20 protein-coding genes and 1 pseudogene are annotated in these 19,138 nt (G+C 69.6%); 11 read left to right on the forward strand and 10 right to left on the reverse strand.

Translation table 11 applies throughout. The annotated features are described in order from the left end of the window. The first annotated feature begins 215 nt into the window (after window positions 1-215). Entirely contained in the window at window positions 216-707 is a 492-nt protein-coding gene (locus KZ829_RS38995) for a winged helix-turn-helix transcriptional regulator (RefSeq protein ID WP_220148871.1), read from the forward strand. 155 nt (window positions 708-862) lie between these two features. Here the strand turns inward: KZ829_RS38995 and KZ829_RS39000 are convergent, their stop codons facing one another. Further along, complete coding sequence (locus KZ829_RS39000) at window positions 863-1,054, reverse strand: hypothetical protein (protein ID WP_220148872.1); 192 nt, start codon at window positions 1,052-1,054, stop codon at window positions 863-865. A 291-nt stretch (window positions 1,055-1,345) separates the two neighbouring features. Between KZ829_RS39000 and KZ829_RS39005 the strand changes: the two genes are divergently transcribed. Further along, window positions 1,346-2,272, forward strand: a complete 927-nt coding sequence (locus KZ829_RS39005) for an AfsR/SARP family transcriptional regulator (protein WP_220148873.1) — start codon at window positions 1,346-1,348, stop codon at window positions 2,270-2,272. Between the two features lies 1 nt (window position 2,273). Here the strand turns inward: KZ829_RS39005 and KZ829_RS39010 are convergent, their stop codons facing one another. From KZ829_RS39010 to KZ829_RS39030, 5 genes are all read right to left on the reverse strand, one after another. Then, window positions 2,274-2,663: a S26 family signal peptidase gene (locus tag KZ829_RS39010; RefSeq protein ID WP_308285849.1), complete on the reverse strand. Its 390-nt coding sequence runs from the start codon at window positions 2,661-2,663 to the stop codon at window positions 2,274-2,276. Beyond that, window positions 2,660-4,486, reverse strand: a complete 1,827-nt coding sequence (locus tag KZ829_RS39015; RefSeq protein ID WP_308285850.1) for an ABC transporter ATP-binding protein — start codon at window positions 4,484-4,486, stop codon at window positions 2,660-2,662. Before KZ829_RS39015 ends, KZ829_RS39010 begins: the two co-directional genes overlap by 4 nt. After that, window positions 4,483-5,001, reverse strand: coding sequence for a TlpA family protein disulfide reductase (locus tag KZ829_RS39020; protein WP_220148874.1), 519 nt, complete (start codon window positions 4,999-5,001; stop codon window positions 4,483-4,485). Before KZ829_RS39020 ends, KZ829_RS39015 begins: the two co-directional genes overlap by 4 nt. Beyond that, the gene (locus KZ829_RS39025) at window positions 4,998-5,555 is read right to left on the reverse strand and encodes a MauE/DoxX family redox-associated membrane protein (protein WP_220148875.1); all 558 of its coding nucleotides are present in this window, start codon (window positions 5,553-5,555) and stop codon (window positions 4,998-5,000) included. The genes KZ829_RS39020 and KZ829_RS39025 overlap by 4 nt, the downstream gene beginning before the upstream one ends. Window positions 5,556-5,618: 63 nt before the next feature. Further along, entirely contained in the window at window positions 5,619-5,786 is a 168-nt protein-coding gene (locus tag KZ829_RS39030; protein WP_220148876.1) for a hypothetical protein, read from the reverse strand. Between the two features lie 384 nt (window positions 5,787-6,170). On the opposite strand from KZ829_RS39030, the gene KZ829_RS39035 reads away from it, so the two are divergent. From KZ829_RS39035 to KZ829_RS39045, 3 genes are all read left to right on the forward strand, one after another. Beyond that, window positions 6,171-6,368 carry a hypothetical protein gene (locus tag KZ829_RS39035; RefSeq protein ID WP_220148877.1) on the forward strand — a complete coding sequence of 66 codons (198 nt, stop codon included), beginning with the start codon at window positions 6,171-6,173 and terminating at the stop codon, window positions 6,366-6,368. Then, complete coding sequence (locus KZ829_RS39040; protein ID WP_220148878.1) at window positions 6,365-7,882, forward strand: FAD-dependent monooxygenase; 1,518 nt, start codon at window positions 6,365-6,367, stop codon at window positions 7,880-7,882. The genes KZ829_RS39035 and KZ829_RS39040 overlap by 4 nt, the downstream gene beginning before the upstream one ends. Before the next feature lie 238 nt (window positions 7,883-8,120). Then, on the forward strand, window positions 8,121-8,804 hold the full coding sequence (locus KZ829_RS39045; RefSeq protein ID WP_220148879.1) for a hypothetical protein: 684 nt from the start codon (window positions 8,121-8,123) through the stop codon (window positions 8,802-8,804). Window positions 8,805-8,948: 144 nt separating this feature from the next. On the opposite strand, the gene KZ829_RS39050 is transcribed toward KZ829_RS39045, so the two are convergent. Continuing rightward, window positions 8,949-9,197, reverse strand: a complete 249-nt coding sequence (locus tag KZ829_RS39050) for a hypothetical protein (protein WP_220148880.1) — start codon at window positions 9,195-9,197, stop codon at window positions 8,949-8,951. Between the two features lie 154 nt (window positions 9,198-9,351). Here KZ829_RS39050 and KZ829_RS39055 point away from each other — a divergent pair, with 154 nt between their 5' ends. Continuing rightward, window positions 9,352-10,494 carry an FAD-dependent monooxygenase gene (locus KZ829_RS39055; protein WP_220148881.1) on the forward strand — a complete coding sequence of 381 codons (1,143 nt, stop codon included), beginning with the start codon at window positions 9,352-9,354 and terminating at the stop codon, window positions 10,492-10,494. A 383-nt stretch (window positions 10,495-10,877) separates the two neighbouring features. On the opposite strand, the gene KZ829_RS39060 is transcribed toward KZ829_RS39055, so the two are convergent. Further along, window positions 10,878-11,567: a response regulator gene (locus KZ829_RS39060; RefSeq protein ID WP_308285851.1), complete on the reverse strand. Its 690-nt coding sequence runs from the start codon at window positions 11,565-11,567 to the stop codon at window positions 10,878-10,880. Continuing rightward, complete coding sequence (locus tag KZ829_RS39065; RefSeq protein WP_220148882.1) at window positions 11,564-12,769, reverse strand: sensor histidine kinase; 1,206 nt, start codon at window positions 12,767-12,769, stop codon at window positions 11,564-11,566. The genes KZ829_RS39060 and KZ829_RS39065 overlap by 4 nt, the downstream gene beginning before the upstream one ends. 207 nt (window positions 12,770-12,976) lie before the next feature. On the opposite strand from KZ829_RS39065, the gene KZ829_RS39070 reads away from it, so the two are divergent. The 3 genes and pseudogenes from KZ829_RS39070 to KZ829_RS39080 form a co-directional block, all read left to right on the forward strand. Then, a complete protein-coding gene (locus KZ829_RS39070; protein WP_220148942.1) occupies window positions 12,977-13,741 on the forward strand; it encodes an ABC transporter ATP-binding protein in 765 nt (254 codons plus the stop codon). A gap of 6 nt (window positions 13,742-13,747) precedes the next feature. Continuing rightward, the gene (locus KZ829_RS39075; RefSeq protein WP_220148883.1) at window positions 13,748-16,288 is read left to right on the forward strand and encodes an ABC transporter permease; all 2,541 of its coding nucleotides are present in this window, start codon (window positions 13,748-13,750) and stop codon (window positions 16,286-16,288) included. A 45-nt stretch (window positions 16,289-16,333) separates the two neighbouring features. Continuing rightward, window positions 16,334-16,543, forward strand: a pseudogene (locus KZ829_RS39080) (glycoside hydrolase family 6 protein); the annotation flags it as partial. Window positions 16,544-16,703: 160 nt separating this feature from the next. Here the strand turns inward: KZ829_RS39080 and KZ829_RS43645 are convergent. Beyond that, on the reverse strand, window positions 16,704-18,044 hold the full coding sequence (locus KZ829_RS43645; RefSeq protein ID WP_308285852.1) for a ricin-type beta-trefoil lectin domain protein: 1,341 nt from the start codon (window positions 18,042-18,044) through the stop codon (window positions 16,704-16,706). A 150-nt stretch (window positions 18,045-18,194) separates the two neighbouring features. Here KZ829_RS43645 and KZ829_RS44965 point away from each other — a divergent pair, with 150 nt between their 5' ends. After that, entirely contained in the window at window positions 18,195-18,437 is a 243-nt protein-coding gene (locus KZ829_RS44965) for an RCC1-like domain-containing protein (RefSeq protein ID WP_372454014.1), read from the forward strand. Between the two features lie 215 nt (window positions 18,438-18,652). After that, the gene (locus KZ829_RS39095) at window positions 18,653-18,889 is read left to right on the forward strand and encodes a ricin-type beta-trefoil lectin domain protein (protein ID WP_372454009.1); all 237 of its coding nucleotides are present in this window, start codon (window positions 18,653-18,655) and stop codon (window positions 18,887-18,889) included. The last annotated feature ends 249 nt before the right edge of the window (window positions 18,890-19,138 follow it).

Below are 19,138 nucleotides of genomic sequence, written 5' to 3' on the forward strand. Positions count from 1 at the left end.
CATCAACAGGCTCAAACGCAACCGCGCCGTCGCTACTCGGTACGACAAACTCGCCGTCCGCTACGAAGTCGGTACGACAAACTCGCCGTCCGCTACGAAGCCACCGTGACCATCGCCGCGATCAACGAATGGCTGTAACCGACTTTGATACAGGTCCTAGCCGTCACCCTAAATAGAGTGATAGTAATCTGCAATCACTTACGAGGAGGATGTCGATGGATCCCGCGCCACGCTCGGACTGCCCGATCAATCAGGCGGTCGAGGTTCTGGGCGACCCGTGGGCGATGCTCGTGCTGCGCGACATCATGTTCGGCGATCGGCGTCACTTCCGCGAACTGCTCGCCGGCAGCGAGGAAGGCATCGCCCCGAACATCCTCAGCAGCCGCTTGCGGCGGCTCTCGAACGCGGGCCTGCTCACACGGCAGGACGCCCGGCGCGGGCAACGGGCGGCCTACTCGCTCACCGAAGCCGGCATCCAAACGTTGCCGATCATGACAGCGCTCGGCTCGTGGGGCCTCGCCCACCGCAGCGGCGAACGTCGCCTGCGGGTACGTGCCGAGCTGCTACGCGACGGCGGCCAGGAACTTCTTACTCGCTTCATGGACGATCTGCGCCACCTGCACCTCGGCATCCCCCGGCCGGATCCTCACGCGCCGCGAGCGGCCGAGGAGCTTCACTCGGCCTACGAGACCGCACTACGCGAGTAAGCGATCCGGCATGACAGGAGACCACCGTCCCTCGACGGCCTCTGCTGCCGCCGCCGTACGCCCTTGCCTCCCGGAGGCCGGGGTCATCCGGGCCCGTACCGGCCACGGCCTGCGAGCCGCTCGTGCCGACAGGCTCCCGTCGTTTCCTGCAAGGGCTAGCGGTAGATGTCGCGCCAGTCAATGCCGATCGCTCTTGAGGTGCCGCCTACGAGCATCACCATTCCCATGACGATCGCCATTGTCCGGCTGAGGATCCAATTGAAGCGGTACGCACGTGACGCCCAGACGGTGGCTGCCTCGTCGATGTACTGCCCACGGCCGGCCACTCGTACCCGTGTGTCGGCCATCGGCTCAGGTTTGCCCATGCCGGCCCATGCCGGCTCATGCCGGTGAACCTGGCGGCGGTGAATCCTCGCCGAGGTGGTCGGCCGCGATTCCGTATCGCGCCGTGGTGAGGCGTGGTGACGGAGTGGGCGCCGGCGGGAGAGCCGGTGCGATATGCCTCACCGGGAGCCAAAGGTTGCAGCGCAACATGAACATCATTGCGCTTAGTATCGATCCCAGTCTCTGCCGTGATCATCCACGAGGGATCACGGTGGACGGAGCCGATCGGGCATACGTGACACGGGGAGGCAATCGTGGACTTGCGGCTGTTGGGGCCGGTGGAACTTTGGACCGAGGGGAAACCGATCAGGGTGGGGCCGCCGAAACAGCGGGCGGTCCTGGCCGTCCTGGCCTATTCGGTGGGGCAACCGGTGCCGGTCAGTGTGCTGATCGAGCGGGTCTGGTGCGACAGCCCACCCGCCGAGGCGCGGACGAGCATTCAAGCCTATGTGACCCGGCTGCGGCGACTCACGGGGCCGGAGCAGCCGATCGACATCGCCCGGGCCGGCGACGGCTACCAGCTCAACCTGCCCTGGCCGGATGTCGACGTGAACAGGGCTCGCCGTCTCGCCCAAGAGGCGCGCTCCAGTCTGGAGGCCGGTGACCACGGCGAGGCGTCCCGGCTGTCCCGGGACGCGATCGACCTGTGGCGCGGCGAACCGCTCGCCGGTGTCACCGGAACCTGGGCCGATCGGGTCCGCGCCGGCCTGGTCGGGGAGCATCTCAGTCTGCTGGCCGTACACGCCCGGGCCCTGCTCGACCTGGACCGGCGCCACGACGCGGTGGCGGTCCTGACGGAGGCGGTCGCGGAACATCCCGGTGCCGAGCAGTTGACCGGACAGCTCATGGTCGCGCTGCAGCGCTGCGGCCAGCCGGTCGAGGCGCTGGCCGCCTATCGCCGATTGCATCGGCATCTGGCCGACCACCTCGGGGTCGAACCGGGGCCAGAGCTGCGCCGGCTGCACCAGGCGCTGCTGCAGCCGAAGCCGGAACCCGGCCGGCCGCTGCCGCTGGCCGCCGACGCGGCCGGGCACGTCGACGAGATCACCGAGGAGATGCGGGGCCTGATCCGTTGCTGTCACCGGCAGGGCTCCATCGCCGACGAGCATCGTGCCCGGCTGCGGCGCTCGTTGGAGTACTGTCTGTCGGCCGCCGCCCAGGCGGCCCGGCTGCTGGCATGAGTCAGCGCATGGGCCGGACCGCCACGCCCAGCAGATGCCCGGCATCCAGGTAACCGAATTCGCGGGAGTCCCGGCTCTCGGCGGGGTTGTCGCCGAGGACGACCAGTGAGCCCTCCGGCACCACGTCGCCGGCGACGTCACGGAGTGCGGGCACCCGATCTCGGGGCACCGGGTCACCGGGCACGGCGAGCACACGTTTCACGATGACGCGGTCCACCGGCAGGATCGGCAGTGGCTCGCGGGCGACGACGATCGCACCCCGGCGCACCTGAGCCGGGGTGCACCGCCGGATCAGGAGCCGGTCGCCAGCCCGCAGGGCCGGTTCCATGCTCCGCCCGTCCACCACGGCGATCCAGTGCCGGGTCCATCTCCAGAGACCGATCGATCTCACCCGACCGCCTCGCGGTAGCCCTCCGACTGCAGGCGGAACAGCGCGGCATAGCCGCCGCCGGACGCCATCAGGGTGTCGTGGTCGCCCTGCTCGACGATTCTGCCGTCCTCCAGCACCACGATCAGGTCGGCCCGCCGTACCGTGTTGAGCCGGTGGGAGATCAGCAGGCTCGTCGCTCCGGCCCGGTGGTCGCGGACCCGCTCGTGCACCTCGTGCTCGGCCATCGGATCGAGCCCGGAGCTCGGTTCGTCGAGGATCATCAGGTCGCGCCGATCGCGGACCAGTGCCCGCGCCAATGCCAGGCGCTGCCACTGCCCGCCGGACAGCACCACTCCGCTGGCGCCGGAATCGGGCTCGGCGCCCTCGAAGAACATCCTGGTCAGCAGGGTGTCATAGCCACGGGGCAGGGTCGTCAGGGTGTCGTGGATCCCGGCCCGGCCGGCCGCGGCCCGGATCCGCGACGGGTCCTCAAGAGTGCCGATGTCGCCGAGCGCGATGTTCTCCGCCGCGGTCAGGTCGTAGTTCATGTGGTCCTGGAACACGACGCTGATCCGGTCCCGCAGCCGGGCCTGGGAAACCTCCCGCAGATCGACGCCGTCCCAGGTGATCGAACCCCGCTGCGGGTCGTAGAGCCGGCACAGCAGCTTCACCAGCGTGCTCTTGCCGGCTCCGTTCAGGCCGACCAGGGCGACCGTCGAGCCGTACGGAACGAACAGGTCCACCCCGCGCAGGATCCACGGGTGCTCGTCGCTGTACCGGAACCAGACGTCATCCAGCCGCAGACCCCGCCGCAGTGCCGGCAAGGGGCGGGGCCGGGCCGGTTCCGGCAGGTCCGGGCCGGCCTGCACGACCGCCCGGTAGTGGTCGAACATGAGGACACTGTGATGGGTGGTGGCCAGCTCCGAGACCATGGCGCGCGAGGCGCCCTGCACCCCGACCACCGCGGCGACGAACATCGACACGTCACCGACGGTGAGTACCCCGCGGGTGGCGGCCAGCACCGCCCACACCAGGCCACCGCCGGCGACCAGCGCGGCGAGCGCCGCCAGCGCTCCCTCGACCCGCAGGGTGCGCAGATCCATGTGGCGGCGGGCGGCGTCCACCGCGGATCGCTCCGCGGTCATCCGCTGCCGCAGGAAGCCGCCGGACCCGAACAGGCGAATCTCCTTCGCGGCGTCCACGCTGGTCAACAGGGTGCGATAGAAGAGCTCGCGGCGCTCGGCGGGACCCACCTGCCAGGCCACCGCCGCACGGCGCCGGGACAACCGGGTCTCCATCACCAGCATCGGTACGGCGGCCGCGAGCACGACTCCGGTCATGACGGGACTCAGCACCAGCAGTGAGCCGACGAACCCGATCAGGGTCAGCGAAGCCCGGCCCAGGCCGAAGACGCCGGTGACGAAGTCGGGCGAGCTGTCCACGCCCTGTTGTGCCAGGCGCAGCCGGTCCAGGAATCGCGGGTCCTCGAATCGGCCGAGACCGGTGAAACGTTCGGTGGCGGCGAACAGCCGGTCCATGGCCCGCCGCCCGGCCCGGCGGCCGAGTTCCGCGCGTAGGTACTCGCCGGACGACCCTGCGGCGCCGGCGAGCACACCGGTCACCGCCAGCGCGGCGACCAGCCACAGGACCGTGCCGGCCGGGGCCGCGCTGGTCAGACCGTCCAGGACCAGTTTGGTGAGCCAGGCCGTCATGACGGGGACGGCCGACTCCAGCACCACCACCAGGAGATAACCGGCCACCACGGCGGGCGCAGAGCGTACCGTCAGATCGGCGGCCTGGGTGGCCGCGGCCCGGAGGTCGCGCGCCGACGGTGTGCCGCTCACCGCGCCGCGACCGGCGCCGGGAAGGAGCCCATCCGTCCGCCGCTGACCAGTACGCGCCGCTCGGCGTCGAGCAGGTAGACGGCAGGGAACGCGGTGGCTCGGAAAGCCCGCAGCAACGGAGCGTCCGCGGAAGCGACGACGACCCGCGCCACTCCGGAGAGAACGCTCACGTAGTCGGCGGCAGTCTCCGGAGTGCCGGCGACCACCGCGAGCACCCGTTGCCGGCCGCCGGGCATCCGCCGGGCGTAATCGGCGAATTCCGGCAGCAGCTCGGTGCACGGCGCGCAGCCCGGCGAGAAGAAGCCCACCAGAGCGGGAAAGGCGTCCACCGGGTCACCATCGATCGTCGTCGCCGTGAACTCATCGACGGCCGTACCTACCGGCAGGACCGGATCCGCGCCACCGGGGTGATGGCCCTGCGACTCCCGCAGGCGGCGGATGACCCCGACGGTGAGTACGAGATTCAGCATGCCGAGCACTCCCACCAGCACGAGTGCAGCGACAATGAAAATCATCCTGGTCTCCCTGGAGTAACCGCCGAACGCCGTGAAGGCTGGTCGGCGAACAGTCCGACGATGTCGTCGAAGAACACGAGCACGAACGCGCCCAGCACACCGGCCGGAATCGCTACCAGAATCCCGGCGGGCAGGGCGGATCCGGAGCCGGCGGCGCCCACCGCGGCGGCCGACGTCACGACGATGAGCAGTCCGTTACGGATCAGGTGCCGCCGGCTGAGCGGGACCACGGCCGTCCCGAAGCACCGGCACGGGGCAGCGGCACCGCGCCGCAGTGCCGCGGCGATCACCACGACAAACGCGGCGAGCAGCACCCAGGCCAGCCCGAGACCCGCGAGGGCGGTCGTCCCGGACATCAGCAGCAACGTCACTGCCGCCTCGGTGGTGACCACCAGGCCGGCTACCGCCCGGGGGTTCCGGCCGGACATGCCGGGTAGCTCCTGGATCGACGCGGCGAAGGAGTGGAAAGCCGATCGCGGGTGGAGCTTGCCCACCACCGCCCAGAGAAAGACCACACCGATCAGGCATCGGCCGGCAATCGCGACGTACGCCATGACACCTCCCGTCAGGTGCGGGTCCGGACGGCACACGGCCGCCCGGACCCGCGTCCGGTCACATCAGCCGGGGGTGCAGTAGCAGTTTCCGGTGCTGCAGCAGTAGCGGGTCTTGCCGACACCGCAACTCTGGCCGGTGTTCCAGCAGCTGACCGCGGCGGCCGCCGACACGGTCGCCTTCGGCAGCACCAGACCCAGCAACCGGTCTCCGAGCGCGTTGAAGAGCTTCATCGCGTCATTCCTCCCATGAGATCCCGACCGGCTGATGCCGGCCGGACATGATCCTGACGCGAAGCGGTTGCGGTCGACTTGGCGTGTGCTTGGCGTCCGCTTGACGGGCCTCATCCGCCGTGGCCGAATGCCGCCCACCGCTTCAACCGGCGCCGACCGCGGAGGCCCGAGGTTTTGCCGAACAGTGTGTGAACGAGGACGGCAGGTAGCAGCATCAGGAACTGGCTCGAAGGAGTCGGCGGGCAACACGCCGACCTCTTCTCGGGCCGACGCTCGAGTCCAGCAGCGGGAGCCACGATGTCGCAATGTTCACCGGTATCGTCCGGAGCAGCCCGGCCGGGCATGTATCGGAGAAGGGTCGCGATTATCGTCGGGGGAGCGGCGTTGCTCCTAGACGACCCGGGTCTGCCGTTGGGCGTGGCCGGCGACAGCATTCCGTACACCTTCGATCACTTCCGGCTCCAGCACCGGATCTCCGGTCTGGACAGCGACCCGCCCGCGCCGGTACGGGTGGCCGCCCCGCCCGAACCGGACCGGACCGGGCAGTACCCGCTCACCGGCGATGTCATCGATTTCCGATGAACCCGGCTGCCGCAAGTGCCGAGGCCGTCACGGATGTTCTCGTGGCCGGTGCCGGCCCGACCGGTCTCACGCTCGCCTGCGACCTCGCCCGTCGTGGCGTGGCGGTGCGGATCGTCGACCGGGCGCCGGAGTTCCCCACCGGCTCCCGGGGGAAAGGGCTGAGCCCGCGCAGTCAGGAGGTGCTCGACGATCTGGGGGTCGCCGACCGGATCCTGGCGTCAGGTATCAGCCACCTGCGGCACCGCAAGTACCAGGGGACCGAGGTGATCGCCGAGGTCGATCCGCAGGCCGATCAGGTATCCACGCCCGACGTCCCGTACCCCGCGGCCCTGATGATCCCGCAGTGGCGGGTGGAGCAGATCCTGCGCGAGCGGCTGGACGGCCTCGGCGTCACCGTCGAGCGCGGCGCCGAACTGCGCGACTTCCAGCAGGACGCCGACGGGGTGACCACGACGGTCGGTGAGGAGCGGATCCGGGCCCGATACCTGGTCGGCTGCGACGGTGGCCGCAGCACCGTCCGCAAGGCACTCGGCCTGCCGATGCGTGGCGAGACACCGGACATGCAAATCATGGCGGTCGGTGACGTCCGGGTCGACGGGCTCGGCCGCGACGCCTGGCATCAGTGGTTCACCGACGTCGGCATCGTCATGCTGTGCCCCCTGCCCGGCACCGACGTGTTCCAGATACAGGCCACCCCCGAACTCGACGCGGACGGCGTACCGCTCGAACCGACCCTGGAACGGTTCCAGCAGACCTTCGATCGTTTGGCCGGGCTGCCGGGTGTGCGATTGCACGATCTGGCGTGGCGCTCGACGTACCGCGTCAACGTCCGGATGGTCGACCGGCTCCGGGTGGACCGGGTGTTCCTCGCCGGGGACTCGGCCCACGTGCATCCGATCGCCGGCGGGCTCGGCATGAACAGCGGGATCCAGGACGCGTACAACCTGGGCTGGAAGCTCGGTCTGGTGGTTGCCGGGAGGGCCGCCCCGACGCTACTGGACACGTATGACGAGGAGCGGCTCCCGATCGCGAGCTGGCTGCTGGACATCACCTCGGAACGGCTCGCCGCGGTCCTCGACGCTGTCAAGGAGAAGGGTGGCGGTCTCGACGCGGTGGCCTCGCCCGAGTTGACCCAGCTGGCGCTCCGATATCCGTGGAGCCGGCTCTCCCGTCAGGCCGGCCGGCCCGCCCGGGTTCAGCCGGGGGACCGGGCGCCGGACGCGCCGCTGCGTGACACCGCCGGCGCGCCGATTCACCTCTTCGATCTGTTCCGCGGTCCGCGCTTCACCCTGCTCGGCATCGGTGAACACGGTGTCCCGTCGCTTGACGGTGTGGATCCCGCGATCGTCGGCTCCTGGGCGGTCGGGCCGGGCGGCCTGCACGACCTAGGCGGGCATGCAGCGAACGCCTACGGCGCAGACACCCTTGTCCTGGTACGCCCGGACGGCTACGTCGGCCTGGTCGCCGAGCCGGGGGACGGCCGTAGCGTCCGCGACTACCTGCGCTCGCTCTGAACAGGCGTCCGCATTGGCAGACACTGCGTCTTCGCGATGCACGTCCACTTGGTCTTCGTGACCCGTGATGCCCGTCGGATGCCCGCTGTCCCTGCCCGTACAGGTTCATGTCGCACGTCTTACGCGACACGGGTGACTTGACGCGAGTGGTGAACAGGGTTCGGCGGCGCCTGGTACGAAGGAGATCGAGTCGGCGATCGCGACAGTCGCAGAGCCTGGAAGACCGATGACCATAAAGATGGTGCACCTGCCCGCGCGGGCGACGGCGTACCTGGCCACCGCGATGGGCGTGGCACACGCGGTGTTGTATCTGTGGGCCTATTGGATCATGTGGCAGGCGCCCGCGGCCGACGCGTCCGCCGCTGAACTGGCCGCGTTCTACGGCGGAGGTCATGGGGCATGGGTGCTGGCGGTCGGGGTCTACCTGCTACCGCTGGCGGCGATCGCGTTCGTCTGGTTCACCGTGACGGTGCGGATGTGGGTGGCTGTGCACGGGCGGCCCGAGCATTTCCTGTTCTCCAATTTGCAGGTCGTCTCCGGCATCCTCTACGCCGCACTGCTGCTGGTCGCCGCTGCCGCGTTCAGCGTGAACTCGGCGTTGGCAGAGCTTTCGAGCGAACCGGTCGACCCGAGCCGGTTCGCCGGCTTCCCACAGTTCGGCCTGGTGGTAACCGTGCTACTGGGCAGCCGAATGGCCGGCATCTTCGTGCTCACCACCGCCAGCATCGGCCGGCACACCGGGCTCATACCCGCCTGGTTCGTCTGGCCCAGCTACCTGGTCGGGCTGCTGTTGCTATTGATGGCCACCTTCAACTCGGCCTTCGTGCTGCTGTTTCCCACCTGGATGATGGCCCTCGTCATCCTGCTCATCCTCCGCGTGCGCCATGCCGCACCGCAGACGCCTGCCCGGCAGCCGGGCTGACTGTCAAGCAGGTCGCCTTCGGCACAGTGGCCGGTCTGCTCGTGCGCCGGTGAGGCGGACCTGTTCGAGGAGTTCCGGACCCGTTCAGAGGCCGGGCCAGGACGACCGGTGGCATCGACGCGAGATGACCTTGTCCACGGCATGTCACGGACCCTGGTCCGCTTCTGGCTCCGGATCGGCGAGCGGGTAGGGGCCTCCACCGGCCGAGCCGATCCGTGCGTCGGCGCGTTTAGGAGGCTGCTGCGCTGCGGTGTCCTGTTCCTCCTCGGCGGCAGCGTCATCGGTCTTCTGGTTTTCGGTGGAGCGGGCGTCCTCGGACATGGTGGTGGTGTCCCTTCGACGTCGATCGGTGCGGCCCGCATCGATGCCGGGTTGCCGGCGGTGCGTACCCACGAAGCATTTGATGGTGCCGGTTGCTGGTTGTTGCTGTACCTGCGGTGGTGACGGTTTGCGATGGGGCGGTGACCTAGTTAGATCTTGGGTGGTTGTCGTCAGCGGTGGTGCCGGCTGTAGTGTGGCGCCTCTACTTTTGTAGAAGGAGCGGGGAATGACGCGGACGGCAGTCGTGGTGGGGGCCGGCATCGGCGGACTGAGCGTCGCGATCGGCCTGCGCCGCGAGGGCTGGGACGTGACGGTGCTCGAGCGGGTCGCGGCCTTCGGGCCGGTCGGAGCGGGCCTGGTGCTGCAGGCGAACGGCTTGCGCTGCCTCGACGCACTCGGCCTTGGCGAGGCCGTGCGGATGCGGGGCCTCGCCGACGCGTCCGCCGGCACACGCCGGCCGGACGGCCGGTGGCTGGCCCGCGTCCCGGCGGGCGACCTGGAACGGTTGCTCAAGACGTCCGCGGTCGGCATCCACCGCGCCGCCCTGCACGAGATCCTGCTCGGCGCGCTGCCGGCGGGCACGGTGGTGACCGGCGCGCAGGTCACCGCCGTCACCGCGGACGGCCTGGTCGACTACGACGGCCCGGCCGGACCGGTTCGGATCGCGGCGGACCTCGTGGTCGGCGCGGACGGCATACACAGCACGGTGCGCCGGCTGATGTGGCCGGCCGCCGCCCCTGTGCACGTCGGCGTGCGGGTCTGGCGCGGGGTGACGCCGCCCTGGGACGGCGACCTCGCGGTCGCGTTCACCTGGGACCGGGGCGCCGAGTTCGGCATCGTGCCGCTGGTGGACGGCCGTGTCTACTGGTTCGCCGCCGTGAACGCCGTGCCCGGCGGGCCGGCCGGCGACGACAAGGCCCTGGTGCTGGACAGGTTCGGCGGCTGGCACGAGCCGATACCCGCCCTCGTCGCGGCTACCGGCACCGTGCTGCGCGACGACCTGGCCTGCCTCGACGAGCCGCTCCCGACGTACGTCCGCGGCCGCGTCGCGCTCCTGGGCGACGCCGCGCACGCGATGACGCCGAACCTCGGCCAGGGCGCCAACCAGGCTTTGGAGGACGCCGTCGTGCTGGCCGGCGTCGCCGGCCGGCCGGACGGGCTCGCCGCCTACGACGTCCAGCGCCGCCCTCGTAGTCAGCAGGTGGCGAAGGCGTCGCGGATGATGGGCCGCTTCGGCCAGCAGCTCGAGAACCCGATCGCGGTGGCCGCCCGCAACACGGTGATGCGCCTGACGCCGCCGCGTGTGGCGCTGCGCTCCATGGCCCGCTACGCCGATTGGCACCCTCCGGCGCAGACTGACTTGGTTTGAGCGCTGGTGAGGGCCCGGCCGGCGTTGCTGGTCGTGGCGCCACCCGCGCCGTCATTCTGGCTGGGCAGGTCGCCGCGGGTGTGGCGATGCTGGCGGGCGCGCTGTGGTTCGTACACCCCTGGCGCTGGTCGTCGTGCGTTTCTTCGTGCTGATGACCGTGCGGGGCCTGATCGGGCCCAACGGTGGCGCGCCGGCGTCGCAGATGAGCCCGGCTCAGATGGCGGACCCGGTCGCGCGACTCGGTGACATCGGCACCGCCCGGGGCGAGGCAGATCCTGCACCGGCGGGTTGTCTTGTATCCGCGAGGAGCGTTGGCCGGGATCGGCCGTCATTCCTTTCCGGCGCCGGGACCTCGATGTGCTACTCGGTCGAGGCAGGTTGCTTCAGAGCTGGTGGTCGACGTGGTCGCCGGCGCGTACGAGGCCGCTGCGGTACGCCAGGACGACCAGTTGTACCCGGTCCCGGACGCCGAGCTTGCCCATGGCGTTGTTTACGTGTGTCTTGGCGGTCAGTGGTGAGACGTGGAGGCGCTGGGCGATTTCGTCATTGGAGAGCCCGACGGCGACGAGGGCGACGATCTCGGTTTCCCGGGGAGTGAGCCCTTTGATCGCGTTCGGTAAATGTGTGGGGCCTGGTGGTGGTGTGTCCAGGAAGCGTGAGATGAGAGTTTGAGTCGCCCGTGGGGACAGCAGCGACTCTCCGGCGGCCACCTGCCGGATGCCGTTGAGCAGGTCGGCCGGTTCGACGCCCTTGCTGAGGAACCCGCTGGCGCCGGCGCGAAGCGCGTGCAGAACGTTCTCGTCGAGCTCGAAGGTGGTCAAGATGAGGATTCTTACGGGGGCGAGGTCGTCGTCTTCGGTGATCAGGCGTGTGGCTTCGATTCCGTCCAGCTCGGGCATCCGGATGTCCATCAGCACGACGTCGGGCCGGGTGGCGCGGGCCATCTCGACCGCTTCGCGGCCGGTGGTGGCGGTGCCCACGACCTCGAGGTCGGGGGCTGACTCGATGAGGACCCGCAGGCCGGTGAGGATGAGTTTCTGGTCGTCGGCTAGCAGGACGCGAATGTGTGTCACGGCTCGTTCCTCGTCGGAGGCGCTGGCAGGCGGGCTTGGAGACGGAAGTTTCCGGTGCCGTCGTGGCCGGCGGTGACGGTGCCGCCGACGGCTGCGGCGCGCTCGCGTACGCCGAGCAGGCCATGGCCGGATCCGGCCGGCGGCGTCGAAGGGTGAAGGGCTTCCGCGTTGTCGACGTAGATCTGGACGTCCTCGTTCGTGTAGACGAGGCGCAGCTCGACGGTGTCCCCGGCGCCGTGCTTGTGGGCGTTGGTCAGCGCCTCCTGGACGATCCGAAACGCGGCGTGGTCCACCGCCGCGGGGAGTTGCCTGGCGGAACCCTGCTGCACGTGGGCGACGCGAAGGCCGCCGGCAGCCACGGTACTGAGCAACGCGTCCAGCCGGCTCAGCCCCGGAGGCGGCTCCCCGAGGTGCTCCGCCGGATCATCCGGAGCGCGCAGCACGCCGAGAACCGTGGACATCTCCTCCAGCACGGTTCGGGCGGCGTGACGGACAGCGGTCAACGACTCCTGCGCCTTGCCCGGCTGCGCGGTGAGGACGTGCGCCGCGACCCCGGCCTGGATGTTGATCACGGCGATGTGGTGTGCCACCACGTCATGCAGTTCACGCGCGATGCGTAGTCGTTCCTCGACGACCCGCCGGCGCGCTTCCTCCTCGCGGGTGTGTTCCGCGCGCCGCGCGCGTTCCAGAACGGCGGCCAGATATCCGCGCCGCATCCGGGCCGCGTCGCCGAGGGCGGCGGCCATGCCCGCCCAGGCCAGGGCGGTGACCGTCTCCGGCTGCCGCCATGCGGAGCCACCGACCAGGACCGCGGCGAGATAGACGACGACGGCTGCGACCGCGACGCTCAGCCAGGCCCGGCGCCTGTTTTCGATCGAGGTGACGGTGTACGCGCACACCAGGGCGGCCACCGCGAACTGGGGGAGCAGGTCCGGGACGGCTGTCGCGGCGGCCGTCGCCAGCGTCGCGGCCGCCAGGATCGGCACCGGCCACAGCCGCCGTACGGCGATGAGCGCGGCGGCCGCCGCGGCCGCCGCGTAACCCATGCCGCGCAGGTTGTGGCTCTCGTGGTCGTCGCCGTCGGCCACCATCGCCCCGAGGACCAGCAACAAGATCATTACGCCGAGGGCGGCATCGGTCAGCTGCGGGTGGCGCAGCACCTCGCCACGCACGCGCCCCTTCCACCCGATCAACGCTGACATGACGATCACGATATCGAGGCGGGCGCGTCCGAACATCGTCTGCGGGCAGTAGGGGCGAGACCGGAGCCGACGCCGTCGTCCTACTCCCGCTGGTGTAGGGCCGATCTACTGTCCGGCGCCGAAGCGGATCAGTCACAGCGCCCGCGACGGTAGTGCAGCACGACCGGCGTGACATCCGTTCCAGGAAGGCATCAGATGCAAACCAGCATGCTCAACGGCACCACCCGTGACACCGGGGCGTCCCCAGCCGTACGCGTCGAAAACGTGTGGAAGGTCTACGGCAGCGCAGAGGCCCAGGTCACCGCGCTGCGTGACGTCAGCCTGGAGGTGGCCGGTGGCGAATTCACGGCGATCATGGGTCCGTCCGGATCCGGCAAGTCGACCCTGATGCACTGCATGGCCGGCCTGGACACGGTCACCCGCGGCACGATCATGGTCGGCAGGACCACGGTGACCGGACTGCGGGACAAGGGGCTGACCCGGCTGCGCCGCGACCACATCGGCTTCATCTTCCAGCAGTTCAACCTGCTGCCGACACTGACCGCCGAGGAGAACATCTGGTTGCCGATGACCATCGCCGGCCGCAGACCCGATCCGGCCCGGCTGGATCGGGTGATCGACGCCGTGGGCCTGCGCGACCGGCTCAAGCACCGTCCCCACCAGCTCTCCGGCGGCCAGCAGCAGCGGGTGGCGTGCGCCCGGGCACTGCTGGCCGGACCGGAGGTCATCTTCGCCGACGAACCCACCGGCAACCTCGACTCTCGCGCCGGTGCCGACGTGCTCCGGTTCCTGCGGGCCTCCGTGCGTGATCTCGGCCAGACCATCGTGATGGTCACCCACGACCCGGTCGCGGCCGCCTACGCCGACCGCGTCGTCTTCCTCGCCGACGGCTCGATCATCACCGAGATCTGGGAGCCGTCCGCGGAGGCCGTGCTCGACACCATGAAGATCCTCGACCGGATCGGCTGCTGAGACCCGATGCTTCGCACCACCCTCAAGAGCCTGCTCGCCCGCAAACTGCGGCTGCTGCTGTCCGGGCTCGCCGTCGTGCTCGGCGTGACTTTCGTATCCGGAGCGTTCGTCCTGACCGACACGCTCGGCCGGTCCTTCGACGACCTCTACGCCCTGCAATACCGCGCCGTCGATGTTCAGGTACGGCAGGCGCCACCGCGGGCCACCACGGAGGACGATGACGAAATCCGTACCGGGTTGCCGGCCGAGGTCGTCTCCCGGGTCCGTGCCGTGTCCGGCGTCGCCGCCGCAACGGGCATCATCTCGGTCGACGGCGCCCGGGTGATCGGCGCCAACGGCAAGGTCGTCACCACGACCGGCTCGTCGCGGCTCGGGTCGAACTGGACCGGGGAGAACGCCCTGGTCCGACTGCGTTCCGGCCGCGCCCCCGCCACCGGCGACGAGGTGGTGCTCAACGCGGCACTGCTGACCGCCGCCGACGTCCGGGTCGGCGACCGGGTCGGCATCCTCACCATGCAACCGAAGCGCACGTTCACCGTCGTCGGCGTCATGGAGTACACCGGCGGACGGGACAGCCTCGGCGGCAACCTCGAGGTCTCCTTCCACGAGTCGGTCGCCTCGCAGCTCATGCTGGGCCGCGACGGGGTCTACTCCGCCGTCGACGTGAAACCCGCCGCCGGTGTCACCCCGGCCGCCGTGCGAGACAGCCTTCGCGCCGCACTGGGCAGCGACTTCCGGGTGCAGACCGGGGCGCAACTGCAGGCCGCCGCGCGCGAAGACGCGCAGAGCGACCTGTCGCTGTTCAACGGCATCCTGCTCGGCTTCGCCGCCGTCTCCCTGCTCGTCGGCGTCGTCCTCATCCTCAACACCTTCTCGATCATCGTCGCGCAACGCACGAGAGAGCTGGCCCTGCTGCGGGCGCTCGGCGGCAGCCGCCGGCAGATCATCGCCTCGGTCCTGCTCGAAGCGCTCGTGGTCGGCGTCACCGCGGCGACTGTCGGACTCGCGCTCGGCATCGGCGCCGGCGCATCACTGGCGTGGCTCTTCAGTACCCGGGGCACCCAACTGGAACTCGCCGGAATCGGCGTCCCCGCGGCCGCACCGATCGCAGCTTTCGGCGTCGGCGTGCTGGTGAGCATGGTGGCCGCCGTGGTGCCCGCGCTCCGCGCCTCCCGCATCCCGGTGATCGAGGCACTGCAGGAGTCGGTCACGCCGGACCGCCCGCTCACGACGACGACCGTCACGGGCAGCGTCGTAGCGGTGATCGGCGCGGCGGTGCTCGGCGCCGGCGCCGCCCGAGACGGACAGCCATGGATGATCGGTGCCGGCGCGACCGCCGCATTCCTCGGTCTCATCCTGCTCACCCCGGTACTGGCCCGGCCGCTCGTCGCAGGCATCGGGCGGGCCTTCGCCTGGAGCGCAGCCGGACAACTCGGGCGACTCAACGCCGGCCGCAATCCGCGCCGGACGGCGGTCACCGCCACCGCGCTGATGGTCGGCATCGCGCTGATCACCGGGATGAACACCGTGCTGGCATCGACCACCGCCAGCGTACGCGACCGTGTCGTGAGCAGGATGAAGGCTGATCTGCTGGTCGCCGGTGACACGTCGCTGGCCGACGACCCGCCGACGTTCGACCCGGCAATCCTTGAGAGGATACGAACTCTGCGCGGTGTGGATTCCGTGGCCGGGACATACCGGGGTCAGGCGGAAATCGACGGGAACCCGGCCGGCATCGCTGTCGTGACCGACGTGCCCGCGATCGCCCGGATGTACTCGGTCAGCGCAACCGAGGGAACACTGGGCGAGCTGGCCGCCGATCAGGTCGCTGTCAGCGACCAGCTCGCGCGGGAGCGCTCGCTGCAACCCGGTTCCGTCGTCGAGGTGAAACTTCACTATGGGGACGCCCGCAAGATGACCGTCGCCGCCGTCTACACCGGCGCGGACCCCGTCGGCGAGTGGTTGCTGCCCACCTCGATGGTGCCGGAGCTCGCCGTACCGCAGCTGTCCAACGTGGATCTGACGCTCACCGGCGTCGTGCCGGTCCAGGAGGTCCGGGGCAACATCGAGAAGGTGCTCGGCGACAGCCCGGAGATCACCGTCACCGACCGGGAGGGGTACATCAAGCGGCGGACCGGCCAGTACGATCTCATCCTGACCATGTCGCAGATTCTGCTGGCGCTGGCCGTGCTCATCGCGGTCCTCGGCGTCATCAACACGCTGGCGCTGTCAGTGCTTGAACGCACCAGGGAACTCGGCATGCTGCGGGCGGTCGGCCTCTCGCGCGGTCAGACGATATGGATGGTCACCGTCGAGGCGATGGTCATCTCCGCCTTCGGCGCGATGCTCGGCGTCGCTTCCGGTGCCGGGCTCGGGGCGGCGGCCGTGCGGGCGCTCCACGCCAACGGCATCACCACTATCGCCCTGCCCTGGTCGCGCATCGGACTCTACCTGCTCCTCGGGGCGCTGGTCGGCGTGGTCGCGGCAATCCTGCCGGCGAGCCGGGCCGCGCGGACGAACGTACTGGGTGCCATCTCGTACGAGTAGGCCTGACCGTCAGGGCCGCCCCGGCGGCGGTACGGCTACAGCAAGCCCTTCGTGATCGACACCAGCCGTAACGGCAACGGCGCCAATGGCCAGTGGTGCAACCCCGCCGACCGCCGGATCGGTACTCCGAGCCAGCTCGGTGGGGGTGCCGAGATGCTGCTGTGGCTCAAGACGCCGGGCGAGTCCGACGGCAACTGCGGCGTGGGTGGCGGTTCCAGCGCGGTCAGTTCCTGCCGGCGGTCGCCTACAAGATGATCTACGGGTACTGAGGTCTTCCGGTAGCCCGCGAGCTGGTGCTACTCGGCTCGCGGGCGTGAGGCGGTGCTGGGGGAAGGATGGCGGTCGGCGCCCGTCGATGATCGACCGGGATCAGCCCGGCCCACGGGTGCGGGCCGAGCTGATCAGGACGGACGCGTCAGATGCGGCGCCATTTCTGGTTGGCGCCACCAACGCAGGTCCACAGGTGCAGGGGTGCGGCGTTGTTCGGATTCCAGGCCGCGATGTCCACGCACTTGTTGGACATCGGGTTCACCAGGTCGCCGGCCGCGTTGAGGACGAACTGCTGAGCCGAGTTGCCGTTGCAGGTGGCGAGTTGGATGGGTGTGCCGTCGGCGGTGCCGGCCCCGGCGACATCCATGCAGGTGTTGTTCTGCGCGCGCAGCGTGCCACCGGTGAACTCGAACCGCTGGTTGACCGTGTCGGCGCAGTCCCAGACCTGCAGTCGCTGGCCCGGGTTGAAGTTGCCGTTGGACACGTCGATGCACTTGTTGTTCCAGTTGCTGGCGATCCGAACGCCGGTGGGCTGCGGGTTGTCCGTCGAGCCGGGCGTGCAGTTGTTGTCGCCGGTGACGTTGTCGGTGTGTGTGGTGCCGCTCGCGCGGAAAGCGTTCGCCTGCGCGGTCGCCTGAGCCGGCGTGAGCACCTGCTTCTTGGCGTGGAACACGTAGTCGATGTGCTCGTGCCAGACGCTGGTGCCGCCGGAGTGGCCGGTCAGGTCGATGAACCACTGGTTGAAGTCGATCGACATGTTCTGCCGTGGGTAGTACTTGCCGCCATGTGTGCCGACGAGCCGGCCGTCGATGTAGTACTTGATCTCGCCGTTCGCCACGGTGGCCATGACGTCGCGCCACCCGGCGATGCTGGCGTTCTGCTTACTGTATTGGCGGTCCTGCACCCACGGGTCGGGCTGGTAGGTGTACCAGGTGGTCTGGAAGTTCGTCGGGCCGTTCTCGCCCCACCCGCCGTTGGGCAGGTACTCGGAGAGGTCGAGCTCGCTGTAGATCGGGTCGAACGCGTACCGCAGCGGGCTGATCGTGTAGAAGGTCTGGTTCACGATGTCGCCGTCCGGGCCGGAGGCGGGGGTGTCGGAGAACTTGATCCGGGCCAGGTAGGTGCCCTCGAAGAACCGCCGGTCGGACAGTGAGAGTTCGGCGTGGCTGGTGCCGCCCGCGGTGCCGTTGGTGGAGGCCTGCAGGCGGGCCACCCTCTGACCGTCCACGGTGGGGAACGAGACGTTGGCGGCGGACCAGCTCGCTCCCGGCACACCAGGACCACCCTGATTGGTGCGCACGTGCCAGCCGCGCTGGCCGAGCGCGGGGTCGGAGCTGGAGCCGTAGTTGAAGTCGTCGAAGACGACGCCGCAGGCCACCGCGGCGCTCGCCGGGTGGGCGGTGGTGAATCCGACGGCTGTCACTGCTGCGGTCACGGCCACAGCCGCGGCCGTCACCAGGATGCGGCGGACGGGAGATCTGGTCACGAGATAGCTCCTTGACGGGGGATGAGCCGGGCCGCACGGGCGCCGCAGTGATCACGCACCACCACACCGTCGACCTCCGTCAATGAGAAGGCAAAAACTTTTACGATGTCAATGAATGCAAGCTAATAACAATTTTCATTGCGGCCCACGGTGTGGACCTGGGGTCACGGCCTGGACGGACAGCTCGGCCTGGGCGACCACCGCTCCACGTCGACTCCCACGCGGGTGCCGGGCCTGAGTGATCCACCGCGCTCGGGTCCGGCACTCCGCCGGACCCGGGCTCCGGGACGCGTTCCGGGACATGGTTCCGTCGGGCCGTCGCTCCCCGCCGAACAATGCCCTGCCGGCCAGTACGGCCGTCGCCGGCGGGACATCGTCGGTGAGGATCCGTAGCACCGGTGACGCGAGCTGGAGGAACTGGCCGGCAGCCGCCGGGCCGAGGATGACGACGGCGGACGGCACCGTCACCTCGATCGAGGTGCCCTCGTCGTCCGGCGACCATCGGCTGTTCGTCCTCGATGCCCAGGGCAATCGATCGGCCGAGTCCACGTCGATCGTCCGACGGCAGTGCGAAACAGCGGTGGTCCTACACCGGAGGCAAACAGCTGATGGTGTACGGGAACAAGTGCCTGGACGCCTCCGGGAACGGCACGACCAGCGGCACCGCGGTCATCATCTGGGACTGCCACGGCGCCCTCAACCAACAGTGGAACGTCAACGCCGACGGAACCATCACCAGCGTCCAGTCCGGCCTGTGCGTCGATGCGAACAACGCCGCCACCACGAACGGCACCAAGCTGATCCTCTGGTCGTGCAATGGCGGCGCCAACCAGCGATGGACCTGATCCGAGCCCGCTCCGGCGCAGGCGCCGGACAGACTCCCGCCAGCGACTGGAAACCAGCGGAACCGCTGACGGCGGCTGCCATCGCCGGTTCCTCATTTCATGGGCCCCAAAGGCGGTGCGTACTGGTTTTCCGGCCTGGCCGCCCAGCCCACATCCGCGCCTGGCCGAGCGTCAGCTGGGTGGGAATGCGAGCCCGACAATGAACAGGTCGGCCGCATAACACTTTCGCGGAAACAACTTCTTTCGCGA

Origin of the sequence: Actinoplanes hulinensis, assembly GCF_019429605.1 — a bacterium.
GTDB classification, from domain to species: domain Bacteria; phylum Actinomycetota; class Actinomycetes; order Mycobacteriales; family Micromonosporaceae; genus Actinoplanes; species Actinoplanes campanulatus.